Below are 19,518 nucleotides of genomic sequence, written 5' to 3' on the forward strand. Positions count from 1 at the left end.
CCGCCCGTACAGCGGACTACGACACCGGCCGTGAATCCGCCCACACCGACTCGAACTCTTCCCGGTAGGTCTCGAAGAGGCCGTGCTCGCCGCCCCGCGCCTCGTCCGCCTTGACCACCCGCGAGCCGCTGCGCAGCACCAGGACCGGCGCCTCCATCCCGCGCGCGCGGCGCAGATAGGACTGCACGACCGCGACCCCGTCCGCCCCGTCCCCGTCGACCAGGTACGCCGTGAAGCGCGGGGTCTCGTCGAAGACATGGATCTGAAAGGCGCCGGGGTCGCGCAGCCGTGAGCGCACTCGTCGCATATGCAAAATGTTCATCTCGACCGAGCGGCTCAACTCACCCCGCTTCAGGCCCAGTTCCCGCTCGCGGCGCTTCACCGCGCTGCTCGCCGGGTTGAGGAAGAGCAGCCGCACCCGGCCGCCCGCCTCCGCAAGCCGCATCAGACGGCGGCCCGAGAAGTTCTGCACCAGGAGATTGAGCCCTATGCCGATCGCGTCGAGACGCCGCGCGCCGCCGAAGAGATCCTCCGCCGGGAACTGGCGCAGCAGCCGCACCCGGTCCGGATGCACGCCCACCACGTCCGCGAACCGGTCCCCGACGATCTCCTCCACCGCGTCCACCGGGAGCCGTCGCGCGGAGGGCACCTCCGCATCACCGCCGAGTATCTCCAGGAGCCGCGATGAGGCCCGTTCGGCCTGGGCGAGCACCGTCTCGGACAGTGCGCGGTTGCGGGAGACCACATTGCGCGTGACCTCCAGCTCGTCCAGGGCGAGCTCCACATCGCGCCGGTCGTCGAAGTACGGCTCGAAGCAGGGCCAGTGCTGCACCATCAGCTCCCGCAGCTGTGGCAGCGTAAGGAAACTCAGCACATTGTCGTCGGCGGGGTCAAGCAAGTAGCCCTTGCGGCGGCTCACTTCCCGTACCGCGACCGCCCGCTGTACCCACTCCTGTCCGGCCGGACCCGCGGCCGCCACGACCCAGTCGTCGCCGTGGACGGGTTCGTAGATGGGGCGCAGGACGGCGGCGACCACGGCGCGCAGCCGCTGCTCCACCAGGTTCAGCCAGATATAGGCACGCCCGGCGCGCTGTGCGCGGGTGCGCACCTCGCGCCAGGCGTCGGCGCCCCAGTTCAGCTCCGGTCCGATCTGGGATCCCGTGTCCACAGGCCGTGCCAGGGACACCGCTGAGGGCGGGGTGTCCGTGGAGCCTCCCTCATCGCGACCCGAGTCGCCTGAGGGCAGCTCAAGACCTCCCGAGCTCACCCGTGCACCGCCTTCCGCTCCCCCTGGGATCCCGTCGTGTTGACGCAACGGGCGTCCGGGCCGGGCAGGGCCCGGACCCCGTTCAACGATCAAGGAAGGGTACTCCGGGAGCGGCGGGCGGTGCAGCAGGATGGACAGGCTGCTTTCTCAACTCCCTTGATCCGGCTGCCCGTTCTCGTCCGCCATGTCCGCGGGAGTGAGCGGATTCATAGCCGTCACATCGCGCGGGGCCAGCGAGAAGCCCTGCCAGTGCACCGGCATCGGCTGCTGGTCCTCGTCCCGCGCCACGTGATGGAAGCCCATATTGACCCATACGATCGGGTGGGTGAGGGTCTGCCCGTTGACCCACTTGTCGACGCTCCTGCCGCCGCCCGCCCCGCAGTTCGGAATGTTGTTGCTCGCGAACTGTTCGCACTTCTTGTAGTTCGTGAAGTACACGTCGTGCTTGGTGAACGGCCGGCCCGAGTACTTCGCCTGCGGGCCCGGGACGATCTCGTACGAACGGGCGTGGCCGTCCTTGTTCTTGCCGGCCGTGCTCACCACGCGCCACCAGCGCATCGTCTTCGCGTCCGCGGCCAGTTCCTTGTCGACCTTGGTGCGGGTGGTCTTGTTGCTCGGCGCGGAGCCGCCACGCGCGGGCGGGCTGATCTTCGAGTCGTACTGCTCGACCTTCGCCTTCGGCGAGCCGTCCAGACCGAAGTTGAGCCGCCAGAAGACGTTGTGGCTGTGGCTGGTCGCGTAGTCCTTCGCGCCCTTGCCGATGGGCCAGCCCCGGCCGTCACCGGCGTCGTAGTCACCGGGCGAGAGCGAACCGGTCGCGCCCACGTTGGCCTGGATGGTGCCGTCGTCCTGGAAGCGCCACTCGGTGATGTACTCGTACCAGCCGACCTGGTTGACCGCGTACACGAGCAGGTCCTTGCCCTGCGCCTCGCGGATCTTGATGCCGCCGTTCTCCTGGTACTCGCTCATGCGGTACGCGTGGCCGCGGGCCTTGGTCGTGACGCACAGCCCCTTCACGTCGGCCTGCTCGGGATTCCAGGCCTCGGGGACCTTCACGGTCTTGATGGTGCCGCCCGGGCACTCCCCCGGGTTCATCGGCATCAGGCCCTGCCCGAAGCCCGCGCCCGTGAGGTCGTCGTACTCCACCGAGCCGTCGTCGTACGGGACATGGATCTGGGCGAGCTTGGCGGTGGTGAGCACCGGGATCGGGGCGGCTTCGCCCTTCGGCTGGTACGAGATCTTGTCGAGGACCAGGCCGGCCGCGGTCTCGTAGTGCCAGCACATCCGCCAGGTGGTGCCGCCGGACAGGGTCTGCTGGATGCGGTACGCGGTGCTGCAGTCGGCGGCCGGTGCGGGGGCGGCGGGCGTCTCGGGTGCCGCGGCGTTCGCGGGTCCCGCCGCGAGGGCCCCGGCGCCGAGTACGGCGGCGGCGCTCAGGGCGGCGAGGCCGCTGCGCGCGCGGCCTGCTCTGTTCACGTGCATGGTGAAGTGCTCCTCGTACGGAAGTGGGGGGTGGCTCCGCGGCTCCGGCGCAACAGGCTTCCAGGGAGCCGCAGTTGTCGCGGGCCGAGATCGAGGCGGTCGGCCCGCCGATGTGGAGCCGCGGTCAGGAAAGGCGGGCGACCGACCGCGAACTGAGGTCCACGATCAGGTCACGGGCGTCGATCCAGGGCCCGTTGACCACCTTCGGAAAGAGGCGGACGCAGCGGTGCTCGCCGCACTTGCCCAGCGCACCGGGCGCGGGGGCGTCGGCGGCGGAGCGGAAGATCATGCTGTGCACCTGGAGCTGGGAGGCCTCGGTCAGGGCCTTGCCGGTCGCGTCCTTGTAGTCCTTCTCGAGATCGTCGGCGAGCGGGCTCTTCAGGAGCAGCTCGACCGCCTCGCGGTTCTCCTCGCGGCTCGCGGGCGCCTGGACCCCCTTCTGGGTGTCCGTGGCCACGACCTTGCCCGCCGCCAGATCGACGGTCTTGGTGATGAGCGCGTCGGACTTGTAGTCGTAGTACGTGAGCTCCGCGCGCCGCGGCACGGTCGCACCGGCCGCCTCGTCCGGGCTCAACTCGCCCAGATTCGTGGCGAGATGCTGCACCCCGCGGTCGCCCTCGACATCGCGGCCCCCGGTCAGCTGGGCCGCACCCGAGGCGATCTCCTGGGCGCGCTGCAGTTCGTCGTCGGTCAGCGGGTCCCGCCCGACGCCCTCGTCGCCCTCGACGGGCGCCTTTTCGATCCGGGCGGGCGGCAGGGCGGCAACTTCCTTCTGCTGCCCGGCCGTTGCGGCTCTTCCCGCCCCCGCCTCCGCCGTCCCCGGCAGTGTGATGCCGACCATCACCGCGGTCCCCGTGACCGCGACGGCCGCACCGGCCACCACCTTGCCCAGGTGGCGGTGCATGAGTGTGCGCACTTTTCCCCCTACATCCTCAAGTGTCTGCTTCTTCCCCTTTGCAGAGGCAGACATTCCGAGTATCTGTGGTCGGCCTGTAGGACGGGGCGAATACAGGGGTGGTTGCCTCACTATGTGGGAACTCTGTCGAAGTCCCCTCAGGCCGCACGGCCGGAAGTGGAAGAGTCGATCCATGCAGGTGTGGCCTGGACAGGCGTATCCGCTCGGCGCGACGTATGACGGCGCCGGGACCAACTTCGCGGTCTTCTCGGAGGCCGCCGACCGAATCGAGCTCTGTCTCCTGCACGACGACGGCTCGGAGACGGCCGTCGAGCTGCGCGAGACGGACGCCTTCGTGCGGCATGCGTATCTGCCGGGGATCATGCCCGGTCAGCGCTACGGCTTCCGCGCGCACGGCGACTACGCGCCCGAGCGCGGGCTGCGCTGCAACTCCGCGAAGCTGCTGCTCGATCCGTACGCGCGGGCGATCAGCGGGCGGATCGAGTGGGGCGAGGCGGTGTACGGCTACCACTTCGACGACCCCGGGCGGCGCAACGATCTGGACTCCGCGCCGCACATGATGAGTTCGGTGGTGGTGAACCCGTACTTCGACTGGGGCGACGACCGTCCGCCGCGCACCGAGTACCACCGGACGGTGATCTACGAGGCCCATGTGAAGGGCCTGACCATGCTGCATCCCGCGGTCCCTGAGGAGGACCGCGGTACCTATGCCGCGCTGACGCATCCGGCGGTCATCGAGCACCTCACAGAACTGGGCGTCACGGCCATCGAGTTGATGCCGGTGCACCAGTTCGTGAACGACCACCGCCTGGTCGACCTGGGCCTGAACAACTACTGGGGCTACAACACGATCGGTTTCTTCGCGCCGCACAACGCGTATGCCTCCTGGGGCGACCGGGGCGAGCAGGTCCTGGAGTTCAAGTCGGCGGTGCGCGCACTGCACGAGGCGGGGATCGAGGTGATCCTCGACGTGGTCTACAACCACACGGCCGAGGGCAATCACCTGGGTCCGACCCTGTCGTTCCGCGGCCTGGACAATCCCTCGTACTACCGCCTCACCGATGATCCGCAGTACTACATGGACACGACGGGCACCGGGAACTCGCTGCTCATGCGGTCGCCGCACGTACTGCAGCTGATCATGGACTCGCTGCGGTACTGGGTGACCGAGATGCATGTGGACGGGTTCCGCTTCGATCTCGCCGCCACGCTGGCGCGCCAGTTCCACGAGGTGGACCGGCTTTCGTCGTTCTTCGACCTGGTGCAGCAGGACCCGGTGGTCAGCCAGGTGAAGCTGATCGCCGAGCCCTGGGACGTGGGCGAGGGCGGCTACCAGGTGGGCAACTTCCCGCCGCTGTGGACCGAGTGGAACGGCAAGTACCGCGACACGGTGCGGGACATGTGGCGCGGTGAGCCGCAGACGCTGGCCGAGTTCGCCTCGCGGCTGACCGGCTCGTCGGATCTCTACCAGGACGACGGGCGCCGCCCGCTCGCCTCGATCAACTTCGTGACCTGCCACGACGGTTTCACGCTGCACGATCTGACCGCGTACAACGAGAAGCACAACGAGGCCAACGGCGAGGACAACAACGACGGCGAGAGCCACAACCGTTCGTGGAACTGCGGCGTGGAGGGCGAGACCGACGACCCCGAGGTGCTAGCGCTGCGCGGCCGGCAGCTGCGCAACTTCATGGCCACGCTGCTGCTCTCGCAGGGTGTGCCGATGATCGGCCACGGCGACGAGTTCGCGCGGACGCAGCACGGCAACAACAACGCGTACTGCCAGGACAGCGAGCTGGCCTGGGTGCAGTGGCCGCAGGACGACGAGCCCGCTCTGCTCTCCTTCACGCGGGCGGTGGCGCGGCTGCGGCGCGAGCATCCGGTGTTCCGCAGGCGGCGCTTCTTCCACGGCCGTCGCGTGGAGGAAGCGACCGGCACCCAGGGCGAGTTGACCGATATCGCCTGGTTCACCCCGGCGGGCAAGGAGATGCGTCAGCGCGACTGGGACCGCTCGCACGCCCGCGCCCTGTCGGTGTTCCTCAACGGCAACGCGATCTCCGAGTCGGGTCCTCGTGGCGAGCGCATCCAGGACGACTCGTTCCTGCTGATGTTCAACGCCTCGCCGGAGCCGATCGAGTTCGTGGTGCCCCTGAACCACGGCCGGCAGTGGCAGGTCGTCCTGGACACGGCGGCCGAGGACGGAGTGCCCGGCGAGGACGGTCCGAAGGTGCGGGCCGGCGACCGGCTGCGGCTCGCCGACCGCAGTCTCACGGTGCTGCAGCGGCCGGCCTGAGGTCCTTCTCCCGTACGGCGGGGGCGGCGGGCTCCCGTACGGCGAGCGAGACGAGGAACGCGCCGGCCGCGGCCACACTGCCGATGGCGAAGGCCACTTGGGGCCCGTGCGTCTCCGCCAGGCGGCCGGCCACCGCCAGGGTGAGGGCCTGTCCGCCGACGAAGGCGCTGACCGCGAAGGTCATCCCCTCGGAGAGCCGGTCCCTTGGCACGGCGCGTTCGGTGAGCCCGAACCCGGTGATCAGGTTGGGCGCGAAGATCGCGCCGAAGACCGTGACCACCCCGTAGAGCGCGGCCATGGACGAGGTCCAGATCAGCGGCAGCGAGAGCAGGGCCGCGGCGGCCGTGGCGATGCGCCAGCGCAGCCGCAGGCCGAAGCGGGCGGGCAGCGCGGCCATGGACAGGCCGACGACGGCGCTCATCACGCCCATCGCCGCGTAGACCAGGCCCGCCTGGCCCGCGTGCCCCAACTCCCGGGTGAGCGCGGTGATTCCGGCGCCGCACGCGCCGAGCAGGATGCCGAGGAGGACGAGGCCCGCGCGTACGACGTGCACCGACGAGGGCATACGGTGCCGCGGCCGGGCGCCCTCTCCCCGTACGGCCAGAGGCACCGCACGAGCCGAGGGATGCAGCGCGAACGCCGTACCGCAGACGGCGACGAGGAGCGCCGCGAGCGCGAAGGCGTACGCGGGATGGCCGGCCACGGCGGCGACACCGACGAGGGCCGGGCCGAGCACGAAGGACAGCTCGTCCATGGTGCCTTCGAGCGAGAGCGCGGTGTCGACGAGGCGGTCGTCCGCGCCGCGGGCGCGCGCGAGCGCCACGATGCGGGAGCGGGCGAGCGGTCCGATGCCGGGCTGACCCGCGCCGGCCAGGGCGCCGAGCGCGATCAGCGCGGGCGTCGGCAGGCCGTGCAGCGCGGCCAGGGTGAAGGCGACGATCGTGACGGCGTTGAACAGGGCGAAGAACAGCACCACGGGCCGCTGTCCGCGCCGGTCGGCGAGCCGCCCCAGGTAGGGGCCCATGGCCACCTGGCCGAGCGCGAGCGCGCAGCCGACGGCGCCTCCCGTGCCGAGCGAGCCGCTGGTCTCGGCGACGAGCAGCACGCTGCCCATCTGGATGGTCGCGGTGGGGAGTCGCCCGAGGAACGAGACCGCCGGGAGCAGCGCTCCGGTCAGCCCGATCACTTGGCGATAAGCACCGAATGTCCCTTCTGAACTTCTGCTCCCCTGAGTCATCGTCCGACGCTAACCAGCCCTCCGACGGCGGGTGCATGAGGGGAAGGCACGAAAGCCGCGCAGCCGGGTACGTACGTTCGCATGACGACTGTGCCGTTCGCCGCGCCCTCAGCCACGTACCGGCTGCAGCTCACCCCCGGCTTCCCGTTCGCCGCCGCCGAGGCGGCCGTACCGTATCTGGCGCGGCTCGGTGTCTCGCATCTGCATCTGTCGCCGGTCCTTGAGGCCGTGCCCGGTTCGCAGCACGGATACGACGTCACGGATCCTTCCCGCGTACGCGAGGAGCTGGGCGGCGAAGACGGGCTGCGCTCCCTGTCGGCGGCCGCACGGGCGCACGGGCTCGGTCTGGTCCTGGACATCGTGCCCAATCACATGTCCGCGTCGGCCAAGCACAACCACGCGCTGCGCGAGGTGCTCAAGGACGGTCCGCACTCGCCGTACGCCCGCTGGTTCGACATCGACTGGCAGGCGGGCGGCGGTCAGGTGCTGCTCCCGGTGCTCGGCCGGCGGATCGGCGAGGAGCTGGCGGAGTTACGCGTGGAGGGCGGCGTGCTGCGCTGCCGGGACCTGGAGTTCCCGCTGCGCAAGGGCACGGAGGACAAGCCGCTGCCCGAGCTGCTCGACGCGCAGTGGTACCGGCTCGCATGGTGGCGGCTTGCCCGCACGGAGCTCAACTACCGGCGCTTCTTCACCATTTCGGATCTGATCGGGGTGCGCGTGGAGGACCCGGAGGTCTTCGACGCCACCCACGCCAAGGTGCTGCAGCTGCTCGACGAGGGGGTCGCGGACGGCCTGCGCGTGGACCACCCGGACGGTCTCGCGGACCCCGGCGCGTATCTGCAGCGGCTGCACGAGGCCACGGGCGGGCGCTGGACGGTCGTGGAGAAGATCCTCGCCGACGGCGAGCAACTGGAGGCCGGCTGGCCGGTCGCGGGCACCACCGGTTACGACGCGCTGCGGCATGTGGACGGGCTCTTCGTGGATCCGTCCGGCGCGGGGGAACTCCTCGGCCAGTACCGCCGTTTCACCGACGCACCGGCCGGCCGGGGCGGCCACTGGGAGGCGACCGTGCGCCGGGCCGCGTACAAGGTGGTCACGCGGGAACTGGCCGCCGAGGTCGAACGCCTGGTGCGCGCCGTGCAGCGCTGCACGACCGCGCCCGAGCGCCGCGACCACGCACCCTGGGCGCTGCGCACCGCCCTGCGCGAACTCCTCGTACGGATGCCGGTCTACCGCCCGTACGGGACCGGCGATTCGGTGCGCCGGGTGCTCACCGAGCAGGCGGCGGCCGAGGCGCGGGCGGCGTTCGAGGTGGCGCAGGAGGCCGAAGCGGTCGACTGCGTAAGGGAGTTGCTGACCGGTCATGACACGGACGCCGCGCACGCGGAGGTGCGCGCCCGGTTCGCGCAGACCGCTTCGGCGCTGCGTGCGAAGGCCGTGGAGGACACGTCCTGCTACCGCCACACCCCGCTGCTCTCGGCGGCCGAGGTCGGCGGCGATCCGGGCCGGCCCGCTCTCACTCCGGCCGAGTTCCACGCCTTCTGTACGCGGATGCAGCGGGACTGGCCCACGGGCGGCACCGTCCTCTCCACGCACGACACCAAGCGCAGCGCCGATGTGCGCCTCGCGATCGCGGTGCTCTCCGAATGCCCGGAGCGCTGGGCCGAGTTCCTCGCGCGGGTGACGGCGGCCGCGGACCACGCGCCCGCACCCGATCCGCAGCTCGCGTGGGCCGCGTGGCAGACGGCCGTGGGTCTCGGCCCCGCGAACGAGGAGCGGATGCGGGCGGTGCTGCTCAAGCACGCACGCGAGGCGGGTCTGTTCACGTCGTGGACGGAGCCGGATCCGGCGTACGAGGCGGCGGTCGAGGAGTTCGCGGACGCCGGCCCGAGCGGTCCGTCGCTGTACGCGGTCTCCGAGTTCAACCGCTCGCTGTGGTCCGCGATCTGCACGAATGTGCTCTCGGCGGCGCTGGTCCAGCTGACGATGCCGGGCGTGCCCGATCTGTACCAGGGCTCGGAGCACCACCATCTGGTCCTGGTCGACCCGGACAACCGGCGGCCCGTGGAGTTCCGGGAGTCGCGCCTGGAGCGGCTCGCGGCCGGCCGGGAGCGCTGGGGGCTCGACGAGAAGAAGCTCTTCGTCACGACGACCGCGCTGCGTCTGCGCCGCGAACTGGTCGAGTGCTTCGGCGAGTTCGGCAGCTATGTGCCACTGGAGGCGGAGGGCCCGGCGGCGGACCACTGCGTGGCGTTCGCCCGCACGGGTCCCGCCGGCACGGTCGTCACCGTCGCGACCCGGCTCTCGCTGCGGCTCGCTCGGGCGGGCGGCTGGCGCGACACGGTTCTGATGCTGCCGCCGGGCCGGTACGTGGAGGAGCTCGCGTCCGGCGAACGGGTCCACGAAGGGTGCGTACGCCTCAAGGACGTGACCGGGACGTGGGGAGTGGCGCTGCTCGTGCACCGCGCCTAGGACCCTGTGAAGGATCAGGCGTGCACGGCGAGGACCTCGCTCACCGTCCGGACGAAGGCGGCCAGCACACCGGTCGGCTCCGACCGTGTGAACACCGTCAGTTCGCGCCGCCACGCCGGCTCCACCGACACGACCGCGCAGTCCTCGCCCACCGCTCCCCGTACGACATGGGCGGGCGCCGCCGCGATCCCGACGCCGGCCGCGGCCATCCGTACGGCCGTCGAGGTGTGCTCGGTCCATACGGCGGTGCGCGGCGAGAACCCGGCCTGGGCGCAGGCCCAGTCGAGGAAGCGGCGGCCGTGCACGACCGGCTCCATCGCGCAGCGGACCCAGGCGAGTTCGGACAGTTCGTCGAGCTCGACGTGGGTGCGGCCCGCGAGCCGGTCGTCGAAGGGGACGGCGAGCACGATCTCCTCCTCGCCGACGCCCGTGACGGATCCCGTCCAGTGGGAGGGGCGCGGGCCGATGGCGAGGTCGGCGACGCCCCGTTCGACCTGCTCCTCCAGCTGCTCGGTCGTGCCGTACTCGTGCAGCAGCAGCTGTACGCCGGGGTGGGCGCGGCGCCAGCGCGCGAAGATCTCGGGCAGCAGGCCGACGGCCACGGCGTGCAGCGCGGCGATGTGCAGCTCGCCGCCCTCGGCGCCGGCCGCGGCCCGCGCGGCGCGCTCCGCCCGGGCGGCGCTGCGGACGGCGAGTTCGGCGTGCGGCAGGAAGGCCCGCCCCATCGGGGTGAGGCCCACACCACGGGTCATCCGCTCAAGGAGCGGCCCGCCGACCGACTTCTCCAGGGCCTTGATCTGGTGCGAGAGCGCGGGCTGGGTGACGTGCAGGACCTCGGCGGCGCGCGTGAAGGAGGACTCCTCCACCACCGTCAGGAAGTACTCCATCTGCCGAAGACTCATCGCCGACCACCCGCCCCCATGGGCCCCGAGGACCCCTCATAAGCACCGTGCATGGACCCCACAAGAACATTGCCTTGGACGCGGATCAAGGCCGGGCGGCAGCCTATGGATCATGAACACGGACACAGCGGCACCTCAGGCAACGACCACGGCGGCACCCCGGGCTGAGGACGCCGCGGCACCCCAGGAAGCGGACGTCATCGTCATCGGCGGCGGCACCGGCGGCTACTCCACCGCGCTGCGCGCCGCCCACCTCGGTCTCAGCGTGATCCTCGCCGAGCGCGACAAGGTCGGCGGCACCTGTCTGCACCGCGGCTGCATCCCGAGCAAGGCGATGCTGCACGCCGCCGAGCTCGTGGACGGGATCGCCGAGGCCCGCGAGCGCTGGGGTGTGAAGGCGAGCCTCGACTCGGTGGACTGGCCGGCCCTCGTGGCGACCAGGGACGACATCGTCTCCCGCAACCACAAGGGCGTGGAGGCCCACCTCGGGCACGGAGGCGTCCATGTGGTGCGGGCGAGCGCCGAGTTGACCGGGCCGCGCACCGTGCGCGCCGGCGGCCGTACGTACACGGCACGCCGCGGCATCGTGCTCGCGACCGGATCGCGGCCGCGCACCCTGCCGGGTCTGGAGCCGGACGGGCGGCGCGTGGTGACCAGCGACGACGCGCTGTTCGCGCCCGGTCTTCCGCAGTCGGTGCTGATTCTCGGCGGGGGTGCGATCGGGGTCGAGTACGCCTCGTTCCACCGCTCCATGGGCGCGGAGGTCACCCTGGTCGAGGCCGCCGACCGGCTCGTACCGCTCGAGGACGCCGATGTCAGCCGGCACTTGACGCGCGGCCTGAAGAAGCGGGGCATCGATGTGCGCACCGGCGCGCGGCTCGAAGAAGCCGCCGTCCTCGAAGGGGGCGTGCGCGCCACCGTGCGCACCGCGCGCGGCGAGCTGCGCACCCTGGAGGCCGAGCGCCTCCTGGTGGCCGTCGGCCGGGTGCCGGTCACCGACGGTCTGAACCTGGCGGCCGCAGGGCTCGCCACCGACGAGCGCGGGTTCGTGGCGCCCGCCGACTGGAGCCGTCTGGAGACGGCCGTGCCCGGTGTCCACGTCGTCGGCGACCTGCTGCCGCCGCCCTCGCTCGGCCTGGCCCACGCCTCGTTCGCCGAAGGACTCCTGGTCGCCGAGACGCTGGCCGGGGTGCCCTCGGCGCCCGTCGACTACACCGCCGTCCCCCGCGTCACGTACTCCTCGCCGCAGACGGCCTCGGTCGGGCTCGGGGAGGCCGAGGCGCGGGCGCGCGGATACGAAGTCGTGGTCAACACCATGCCGTTGACGGCCGTGGCCAAGGGCATGGTGCACGGTCAGGGCGGCATGGTGAAGGTCGTGGCCGTACAGGGCGGCGGTCAGGTACTCGGCGTCCACCTGGTCGGACCGCATGTCTCCGAGATGGTCGCCGAGAGCCAGCTGATCGTCGGCTGGGACGCCGAACCCGCCGATGTGGCCCGGCACATCCACGCACACCCGACGCTCTCGGAAGCAGTCGGCGAGGCCTTTCTCACCCTCGCCGGGCGCGGTCTGCACCAGCAGTAGGCACTCCGTGCCCCGGACGGTTCTCGGCCACCTTGACAGCGGACCCCGCACATGGGGTACTGCGGGTGCGCACCGGGCAGGCAGGCCATACGGGGGTGAGTCACCTGACGGAGCAGCACTACCCCAGTGTGAAAGAACTCGTCCTGTCCGCGCGGGTGTTGGCGGCCGAGCAGCCCTGGCTGTGCCGGCTGCGCCGGATCGGCACCTCGCGGGCCGGACGCCCGCTGCAGCTGCTCTCGGTGGGTCATGCGACCCGTGCCGTGCTCGTGGTGGCGGGCGCCCACTCCAACGAACCGGTCGGCGGCCCCACCGCACTGCACCTGGCCCGTCAGGTCGCCGCCGACCACCGCCTTCGCACCCACACCTCGTGGCACTTCCTGCTCTGCGCCGACCCGGACGGGGCGAGTCTGCACCGCTCCCTCAAGCCGGCATCGCTGCTCGACTACCACCGGTACTTCTTCCGTCCGGCGGGCCCCGAGCAGCCCGAGTGGGCGCCTTCGGTGCTCCCGCCGGACCAGCTGCCGCCCGAGGCACGGGCCCTGCTGCGGCTGATCGACGAGCTCCAGCCGTATCTCCAGGTGTCGCTGCACGGCACCGATCTGGGCGGCACCTGGGTGCAGTTGACCCGGGACATACCGGGGCTCGCCGAACCGTTCGCGAAGTCCGCGGCCGAGCTGCACATCCCGATCGAGACCGGGACCTCGGACGCGGCCGGCTGGCCCGTGGCCGGGCCCGGGGTCCATGTGATGCCGCAGCCCGGCTCCGAAGTGCCCTTCCCCAGCCTGCCGGAGGACGTGACCCGCTCCACCTGGTACCACGCCCATCGCTACGGCGGGCTGACCGCGATCGCCGAAGTGCCCATGTGGGCCAGCGATCTCGTGGACGACACCCATGTCCATCCCGATCCGGACGCGGCCCTCCACCATGTGTCGCAGCGGCTGCGCGCCCAGGCCGTCCAGGTGGAGCAGGTGCTGTCCCGGGCCAGGACCGCCGAACGATACGCGGCCTCGCGCGAGGGCCGGTTCGACGCGCCCCACCCGCTGGCCCCGCTCCTGCGCGCGACCCGCTGGGCCCTCGACCTCGTGCCGGGCCTTGCCGACGACTGGATGCTTCCGCCGCCCGTCGGCGCGACCATGACGTATGTCTCGAGCATCGACGCCTTCGGGCGCCGGCTTCCGCTGCGCGCCGCCGCGATGCTCCTGCGGGTGCTCAAGGCGGCCGGTGATCCCACGGCCCCCGAGCTCGACCGGCTCGTGACGCGCTGGTGCGAGGAGTTCGCGACGGCGTTCCGCGCGCGGTGGGTGCCCCTGGAGCACCAGGTCGAGCACCAGGCACGCACGGTGCTCACGGCGGCGCAGTACGCGCGGGTGGCGGCGGACGCCGCGTAGATCAGGTAGCGCATACGAAAGCGGGCCGCACGCATCCGTGCGGCCCGCTCGTCACCCCTGAGGGATCACTCGGCGAGCTGGAAGACCTTGCCCGTCATCGCGCCCATCACGCAGTCGTTGGAGAAGCTCTTGGCGTAGATACGGCGGGTGCCGTCCCACATGCCGTACGCGACTGCCGTGACCGGCTTGTAGATCATGGGGCAGGCGACATCGGCCGGCTTGATGTTCGCGATCTCGCCCTCGGCCTTGGCGAGCGCCTTGCAGGCGGCGCCCGCGTTCGGGTGGCCGTTGCCCTTGCCGGGCGGGCAGCGCAGGAGGCGGGCCTGCAGGTCGCCGAAGGCGCCGTCGCCCTCCATCACGCCCAGGTACATCCAGTTGCCCGGCAGCGCGCGGCCGGTGGTCCGGCGCTCGGTGTCGTGGTCGGCGGCCGTGGCAGCCGAGGCGCCGCCGACGAGGAGTGCGCCCGCGGCCACCGCCGCGAACAGGCCCTTGCTCACAGTCGTGTTGATCGTCATGAGGCATGCATCGACACAGCGGTCCCCGTCGATCACCCCCTCTCACCCGAAAGGGAGCTGCAGAAAGGGTTTGGTGTGCGCCGGTTGGCCCTTTCGGGGCCCGGACCGGCTACCGCGTCACTGCGCAGCCAGCCGGAACCGCATCGATCCGAACGCGATGTGATCGCCCTCGCGCACCACCGTCGCGCCCACCACCCGGCGACCGTTGACGGAGGTCCCGTTGGTCGAGCCGAGGTCGCGCAGGACCCAGATGCCGCCCTGGAGCACCAGCTCGGCATGGCTGCGCGAGACGGTCTCGTGGCTGAGCCGCAGCCCGCAGGCGGGGTCGCGGCCGATCCGCAGCGGGAAGGGTCCGGGCAGCGGAAGCAGCAGCTTGGGCAGCCGCTCGGCCTCCCACGCGCGGCGCACCTTCACCGTGAACGCGGAGACCGCGCCGATCGCGCCCGTCAGGGCGTTGATCATCCGGCCGCCCTCGGCCGAGGGCAGATCGGCGGTGAGGCGGGCCAGCTCCTGCGGGCGGCGCGCGACCAGCGCGAGTTCCATCCGCCGCACGAAGGTGTCGTGCGAAAGCCTCCCCTGGGCCACGCCGTCGCGCAGCGCGGCAAGCACCTTGTCGCGCTCGGCGTCCGACACCCGGGCGGGATACGTCGGGAACTCGAAGGAGGACGTCACGTACGTGATTGTCGGCCAGCGCGCTCCGGGTGTCCAGAAAACCGCTGATCCAGGGCCGGTTCAGGAGCCGTCGCAGGTCGCCGCCCAAACCTGTGGACAGAGAGAGGAAGGCCGCCGTAGGGTCGCAGCGACGCCACGGATCTTGAAGGGAGGCAAGTGCGATGACGTATGCGAACCACACCACGACCGCCCGCCGCCCCTGCCGTGACCGCTCAGCGTCCCGGTCCTGAAGGACCGAGTCCGGCCAGGAGGGCGAGCAGCCATCTCCTTCCGGAAGGAAACCCATGACCGACCTGGTCATCCGCGCGCTCTCCGAGAGCGACGCCTCCCTGTTCGACACCCTTGAGTCCCCGGGCCTTGTGGGCCGCGCCATCGCGGGCGTCCGGTACGCCACGTTCGCCGAAGGCGGCGACTACCGGCCCGAATGGACCTATGTGGCCCTGCGCGACGACCGCGTCGTGGCCCGCGCCGCCTGGTGGGGCGCCGAGGCCAACGAGCAGCCGGTCCTGCTCAACTGGTTCGACTTCGCCGACGGGGAGCAGGAGGCGGGCACCGAACTCCTGCGCCGAGCGCCCTTCGACGTCGAGTACGAGCTGATGCTCCCGCCCGACTGGCGCGAGCGCCCCGAGACGCTGGCCGCGGGCCGGGCGCGTATCGCGGCGGCCGAGGCCGCCGGCATGAAGATGCTCGTCGAGCGCTACCACTACAAGTGGACCCTGGAGTGCGGCCTGCCGCCGCGCACGACCCGGCTGACGTTCCGCGAGGAGCGCGACGACGCCGTGCTCTTCGACGTCCTGCGCCGGGTCAACACCGGGTCCCTCGACGCCCATGCGCAGCGCGCCATCGAGGAGCACGATCTCGACACGGCGGCGCAGGAGGAGCTGGACTACATCCACTGGTGCCCCGAGGCCTGGCCGCAGCTCGCGTACGACGCCGAGGGCGATCTTGTCGGGCTGCATCTGCCGGCCCGGGTCCTGTCCGGCCATGCCGCCGCGCTGATCGGTGTGGTGCCGGAGCAGCGCGGGCACGGCTATGCCTTCGATCTGCTCGCCGAAAGCACCCACTTCCTGGTCGACAGGGGTGTGACGACCATCGTGGCAGCCACCGACGAGGGCAACTTCCCGATGGCGGCTCACTTCGCCAAGGCGGGGTACCCGGTGGTCCAGAAGCGGATCAACCTCGTGTGAGGCAGCCGGAGATGTCCTGAGGGTCCGGCACGCGCTTTCGGTCATCGCGTGCCGGACCCGTGAAAATCCCCGGCGTCACGATCATTTGTGCAGCACGATGGTCCCGCGCGATACGACCATGCGTACGACGACGGTGCGCATGGCGCCGAGGCGTATGACGACGTGTACGACGACGAGGGGGAATCGTCCGTGCTGTTCGAGGTGTGGGCACCCGATGCCCGGCAGGTCACGCTGCGACTCCGCGATGCCGAGCTGGAGTTGAGCCAGGATCCGCTGCGCAGGGGATGGTGGCAGGCCGAGGCCGAGGCCGCCGACGGCGACCGCTACGGGTTCTCGCTCGACGGCGGCCCCGTGCTTCCCGACCCGCGCTCGCGGCGGCAGCCCGAAGGCCCTGAGGGCCTGTCCGCGGTGGTCGACCCGGCCGCGTACACCTGGCGGCACGACTGGCCCGGCCTCGGGATGCGCGACGCCGTGCTCTACGAGCTGCACATCGGTACGTACACCCGCGAGGGCACCCTCGACGCGGCGGCCGCACGGCTCGGCCACCTCAAGCGGCTCGGGATCACGCATGTGCAGCTCATGCCGCTCTGCCCGTTCCCGGGTACGCACGGCTGGGGTTACGACGGGGTCGCGCCCTGGGCGGTGCACGAGCCCTACGGCGGCCCCGAGGCGCTGAAGCGTTTTGTCGACTCGGCGCACGAGCTGGGGCTAGGCGTGGTCCTCGACGTGGTGCACAACCACCTCGGTCCTTCCGGCAACCATCTGCCCGCCTACGGCCCGTACTTCACGGATACGCACCACACTCCGTGGGGCGCGGCCGTGAACCTCGACGCCGCAGGATCGGACGAGGTCCGCGCGTACTTCCTGGGGAGCGCGCTCGCCTGGCTGCGCGACTACCGGCTCGACGGTCTCCGCCTGGACGCGGTGCATGCCCTGCGCGACGACCGCGCCCTGCCGTTTCTGGAGGAACTGTCCACCGCCGTCGACGAGTTGGCGGCCGAGCTCGGCCGCCCGCTCTTCCTGATCGCCGAGTCCGACCTTTGCGATCCGCGGCTGATCACGCCGCGCGCGGAGGGCGGCCAGGGCGTGCACGCGCAGTGGAACGACGACTTCCACCACGCCCTGCACACCACCCTGACCGGTGAATCCCAGGGCTACTACGCCGACTTCGCCGAGGCACCGCTCGCGGCCCTGGCCAAGACGCTGACGTCCGGCTTCTTCCACGACGGCACGTACTCCTCGTTCCGCGGCCGCGCGCACGGCAGGCCCGTGGACCGGGCCCGTATCCCGGCGTTCCGCCTGGTGGGCTACAGCCAGACCCATGACCAGATCGGCAACCGCGCGCTCGGCGACCGGCTTTCGGGCACCCTCTCCCCCGGTCTGCTCGCGTGCGCGGCGGCCCTGACGCTGACCGGTCCCTTCACGCCGATGCTGTTCATGGGCGAGGAATGGGCGGCGTCCACGCCCTGGATGTACTTCACGGACCATCCGGATCCGGAGCTCGCCGAGGCCGTACGGACCGGCCGCAGAAGGGAGTTCGCGGCCCACGGCTGGGCGGAGGCGGAGATCCCCGACCCGCAGGAGGCGGCGACGCGTGAGCGCTCCTGCCTCGACTGGTCCGAGCCGAGCACCGGGCACCACGCCCGCGTCCTGGCCTGGTACCAGGAACTGGTGGCGCTGCGCCGTACGCTGCCGGACCTCTGCGACCCCGATCTCGGGGCGGTGCGCGTCGCGTTCGACGAGCAGGCGCGCTGGCTCGCGGTGCGCCGCGGCGATCTGCGCATCGCGGTCAACTTCGGCAAGGAGCCCGCACGGATCCCGCTCCAGGGCGGTTCCTCACGGGTGCTCGCGGCATGGGAGCGGACCGAGGCACCGGGCGCGGACGGGGTCCTCGCCCTGGCCCCGGAGTCCTGCGTACTGCTGGCGCCGGCCTAAGAGTTCGTGCCCCGGCCTGGAGCCGGCCCAGGAGTTCGTGCCCCGGCCTGGATTGCCTCCGTCGCCGGCCTGGAAGCCTCACCCATCGCTGTGGCACGCTGACGGGCGTGATCATCAGAGTGAGCGAGGCGCGCGTACGGCCCGAACGCTTCGACGACTTCCGCGACTTGATCGTCTCCACGGTGCGCGACTGGCCCGACCGCTACCCCGGGCTCCTTGGCCACGAGGTGCTCGTCGCGCCGCCCGACACGCTTCAATACGTGAGCCGTTGGCGGAGCGAGGCGGATCTGGCCGACTACGCGGGCGAGCAGTGGCGCGACCAGCCGGTGACGCTGCCGGGCGAGGAGGAGTTCCTCCTCGCCCCGCTGCACGTACGGCACTTCACGGTCGCGCCGCTGGACTGAGCGGACTGAGCTATTCGACGATCGCCAGCTCGCGGGCGGTGGCGTTGAGCCGCCGTCCGCCGTCCTCCGTGACGGTCACGATGTCCTCGATGCGTACGCCGAAGCGGCCCGGCAGATAGATCCCGGGCTCGACCGAGAAGCACATGCCGGGCACGAGCGGCTGCTCCTCGCCCTCGATCATGTACGGCGGCTCGTGGGTGGTGACCCCGATGCCGTGCCCGGTGCGGTGGATGAAGTACTCGCCGTACCCGGCCTCGTCGATCACCGCACGCGCCGCCCGGTCCACCTCCTGGCAGGCGATCCCCGGCCGCACGGCCGCGCAGCCCGCCTCCTGTGCCTGGCGCACGATGTCGTGCACCTTCTGCTCCTCCGCGGTGGGCTCGCCGACATGCACCGTACGGGAGGTGTCGGAGCCGTAGCCGTGCATGAGGCCGCCGAAGTCGAGCACGATCATGTCGCCGTGCTCGATCACGCGCTCGCCCGCCTCGTGGTGCGGGTTGGCGCCGTTCGGGCCGGAGCCGACCACCGTGAAGTCGACCTGCTCGTGCCCGAACTGCCTCAGCAGACCGGCCAGATCACCGGCGACATCCAGCTCGCGGCGGCCCGCGAACCGCACCTTCTTGATCTCCTCGTACGTGGCGTCGGCGGCGGCGCCCGCGGCCGCGAGCCGCTCGAGTTCGTGGGCGTCCTTCACGCCGCGCAGCATCGGCAGGCACGCGGTCAGCGCGGTGTAGGTGGTGCCCGGGAGCTGGCCCTGGATGCCGAGCAGATGCAGCGCCCAGGTGTTGTCGCTGACGCCGAAGCGCCCGTCGACGTCGAGCAGCGGCGCGGTCACCGCGTACGGGTCCTTGCCGTCGGTCCAGTCGCGCAGGGTCAGCGCGGGCGCGCCCGCGGCCTTCTCGGCGTCGGGCGCCTCCAGGGTCGGGACGACGAGCACGGGGTCCTGCCCGGCGGCGAGCACGAGCATCGTCAGGCGCTCGGTCTCGGCGGGCGGCTGGTAGCCGGTGAGCCACACCATGTCGGGCCCGGGCGCGATCAGCACCCCGGCGAGCCCCGCGTCGGCCGCGGCCTGCGCCGCGCGCTCCATCCGGGCCTTGTAGTCGTCAGCGGTGAACGGCGCGGGGGCGGTGGACATCGCGTGCTCCTTCGGACGTACGGGCTTCGCCGGTGCCATCCTCCCCCGGGTGATCGCGGGGGCGCGAGCGGGATACGGGCCGGCCGGCTCGCGAAGGCTCCCGGAGACAGGGGCCGCTCAGCTCTCGAAGA

At 71.5% G+C, this 19,518-nt stretch carries 15 protein-coding genes; 7 read left to right on the forward strand and 8 right to left on the reverse strand.

Annotation, left to right across the window (positions count from 1 at the left end; translation table 11 throughout):
• Positions 1-16: 16 nt before the first annotated feature.
• From H9Y04_RS10680 to H9Y04_RS10690, 3 genes are all read right to left on the reverse strand, one after another.
• Complete coding sequence (locus H9Y04_RS10680) at positions 17-1,267, reverse strand: DUF5919 domain-containing protein (RefSeq protein ID WP_187813492.1); 1,251 nt, start codon at positions 1,265-1,267, stop codon at positions 17-19.
• Positions 1,268-1,414: 147 nt separating this feature from the next.
• Entirely contained in the window at positions 1,415-2,749 is a 1,335-nt protein-coding gene (locus H9Y04_RS10685) for a copper amine oxidase (RefSeq protein ID WP_187813493.1), read from the reverse strand.
• 124 nt (positions 2,750-2,873) lie between these two features.
• The gene (locus tag H9Y04_RS10690) at positions 2,874-3,665 is read right to left on the reverse strand and encodes a Tat pathway signal sequence domain protein (protein ID WP_308800933.1); all 792 of its coding nucleotides are present in this window, start codon (positions 3,663-3,665) and stop codon (positions 2,874-2,876) included.
• Positions 3,666-3,837: 172 nt separating this feature from the next.
• Between H9Y04_RS10690 and glgX the strand changes: the two genes are divergently transcribed.
• Complete coding sequence (gene glgX / locus H9Y04_RS10695) at positions 3,838-5,958, forward strand: glycogen debranching protein GlgX (RefSeq protein WP_187813494.1); 2,121 nt, start codon at positions 3,838-3,840, stop codon at positions 5,956-5,958.
• Here the strand turns inward: glgX and H9Y04_RS10700 are convergent.
• Complete coding sequence (locus tag H9Y04_RS10700; protein ID WP_308800934.1) at positions 5,933-7,144, reverse strand: MFS transporter; 1,212 nt, start codon at positions 7,142-7,144, stop codon at positions 5,933-5,935. The genes glgX and H9Y04_RS10700 overlap by 26 nt on opposite strands.
• 132 nt (positions 7,145-7,276) lie before the next feature.
• Here H9Y04_RS10700 and treY point away from each other — a divergent pair, with 132 nt between their 5' ends.
• Positions 7,277-9,667: a malto-oligosyltrehalose synthase gene (gene treY, locus H9Y04_RS10705; protein WP_187813496.1), complete on the forward strand. Its 2,391-nt coding sequence runs from the start codon at positions 7,277-7,279 to the stop codon at positions 9,665-9,667.
• A 14-nt stretch (positions 9,668-9,681) separates the two neighbouring features.
• Here treY and H9Y04_RS10710 read toward each other — a convergent pair whose 3' ends face one another.
• A complete protein-coding gene (locus H9Y04_RS10710; RefSeq protein WP_187813497.1) occupies positions 9,682-10,569 on the reverse strand; it encodes a LysR family transcriptional regulator in 888 nt (295 codons plus the stop codon).
• A 112-nt stretch (positions 10,570-10,681) separates the two neighbouring features.
• Between H9Y04_RS10710 and lpdA the strand changes: the two genes are divergently transcribed.
• Together lpdA and H9Y04_RS10720 are read left to right on the forward strand one after the other, a co-directional pair.
• Positions 10,682-12,151: a dihydrolipoyl dehydrogenase gene (lpdA, locus tag H9Y04_RS10715; RefSeq protein WP_187813498.1), complete on the forward strand. Its 1,470-nt coding sequence runs from the start codon at positions 10,682-10,684 to the stop codon at positions 12,149-12,151.
• Between the two features lie 95 nt (positions 12,152-12,246).
• Positions 12,247-13,539: a M14 family zinc carboxypeptidase gene (locus H9Y04_RS10720; protein WP_187813499.1), complete on the forward strand. Its 1,293-nt coding sequence runs from the start codon at positions 12,247-12,249 to the stop codon at positions 13,537-13,539.
• A gap of 65 nt (positions 13,540-13,604) precedes the next feature.
• Here H9Y04_RS10720 and H9Y04_RS10725 read toward each other — a convergent pair whose 3' ends face one another.
• On the reverse strand, positions 13,605-14,054 hold the full coding sequence (locus H9Y04_RS10725) for an SSI family serine proteinase inhibitor (protein ID WP_187813500.1): 450 nt from the start codon (positions 14,052-14,054) through the stop codon (positions 13,605-13,607).
• Positions 14,055-14,171: 117 nt separating this feature from the next.
• Positions 14,172-14,726, reverse strand: coding sequence for an FHA domain-containing protein (locus tag H9Y04_RS10730; protein ID WP_187813501.1), 555 nt, complete (start codon positions 14,724-14,726; stop codon positions 14,172-14,174).
• Between the two features lie 284 nt (positions 14,727-15,010).
• On the opposite strand from H9Y04_RS10730, the gene H9Y04_RS10735 reads away from it, so the two are divergent.
• The 3 genes from H9Y04_RS10735 (at position 15,011) to H9Y04_RS46645 (ending at position 18,252) form a co-directional block, all read left to right on the forward strand.
• Positions 15,011-15,913 (forward strand): GNAT family N-acetyltransferase, encoded by a 903-nt coding sequence (locus tag H9Y04_RS10735; RefSeq protein ID WP_187813502.1) that lies wholly within the window; start codon positions 15,011-15,013, stop codon positions 15,911-15,913.
• A 189-nt stretch (positions 15,914-16,102) separates the two neighbouring features.
• Entirely contained in the window at positions 16,103-17,848 is a 1,746-nt protein-coding gene (gene treZ / locus H9Y04_RS10740) for a malto-oligosyltrehalose trehalohydrolase (RefSeq protein WP_308800952.1), read from the forward strand.
• A 107-nt stretch (positions 17,849-17,955) separates the two neighbouring features.
• Positions 17,956-18,252, forward strand: a complete 297-nt coding sequence (locus H9Y04_RS46645; RefSeq protein ID WP_308800935.1) for an antibiotic biosynthesis monooxygenase family protein — start codon at positions 17,956-17,958, stop codon at positions 18,250-18,252.
• Between the two features lie 10 nt (positions 18,253-18,262).
• Here H9Y04_RS46645 and H9Y04_RS10750 read toward each other — a convergent pair whose 3' ends face one another.
• Positions 18,263-19,387: an aminopeptidase P family protein gene (locus H9Y04_RS10750; protein ID WP_187813504.1), complete on the reverse strand. Its 1,125-nt coding sequence runs from the start codon at positions 19,385-19,387 to the stop codon at positions 18,263-18,265.
• Positions 19,388-19,518: the final 131 nt, after the last annotated feature.

It is taken from the genome of Streptomyces polyasparticus, assembly GCF_014493765.1.
In the GTDB taxonomy this organism is placed as follows: Bacteria; Actinomycetota; Actinomycetes; order Streptomycetales; family Streptomycetaceae; genus Streptomyces; species Streptomyces polyasparticus.

Coding starts and splice junctions, on each gene's coding strand:
- treY (WP_187813496.1), top strand. CDS start 7,277: ATGACGACTGTGCCGTTCGCCGCGCCCTCAGCCACGTACCGGCTGCAG.
- H9Y04_RS10750 (WP_187813504.1), bottom strand. CDS start 19,387: ATGTCCACCGCCCCCGCGCCGTTCACCGCTGACGACTACAAGGCCCGG.
- H9Y04_RS10725 (WP_187813500.1), bottom strand. CDS start 14,054: ATGACGATCAACACGACTGTGAGCAAGGGCCTGTTCGCGGCGGTGGCC.
- glgX (WP_187813494.1), top strand. CDS start 3,838: ATGCAGGTGTGGCCTGGACAGGCGTATCCGCTCGGCGCGACGTATGAC.
- H9Y04_RS10710 (WP_187813497.1), bottom strand. CDS start 10,569: ATGAGTCTTCGGCAGATGGAGTACTTCCTGACGGTGGTGGAGGAGTCC.
- H9Y04_RS10735 (WP_187813502.1), top strand. CDS start 15,011: ATGACCGACCTGGTCATCCGCGCGCTCTCCGAGAGCGACGCCTCCCTG.
- lpdA (WP_187813498.1), top strand. CDS start 10,682: ATGAACACGGACACAGCGGCACCTCAGGCAACGACCACGGCGGCACCC.
- H9Y04_RS10685 (WP_187813493.1), bottom strand. CDS start 2,749: ATGCACGTGAACAGAGCAGGCCGCGCGCGCAGCGGCCTCGCCGCCCTG.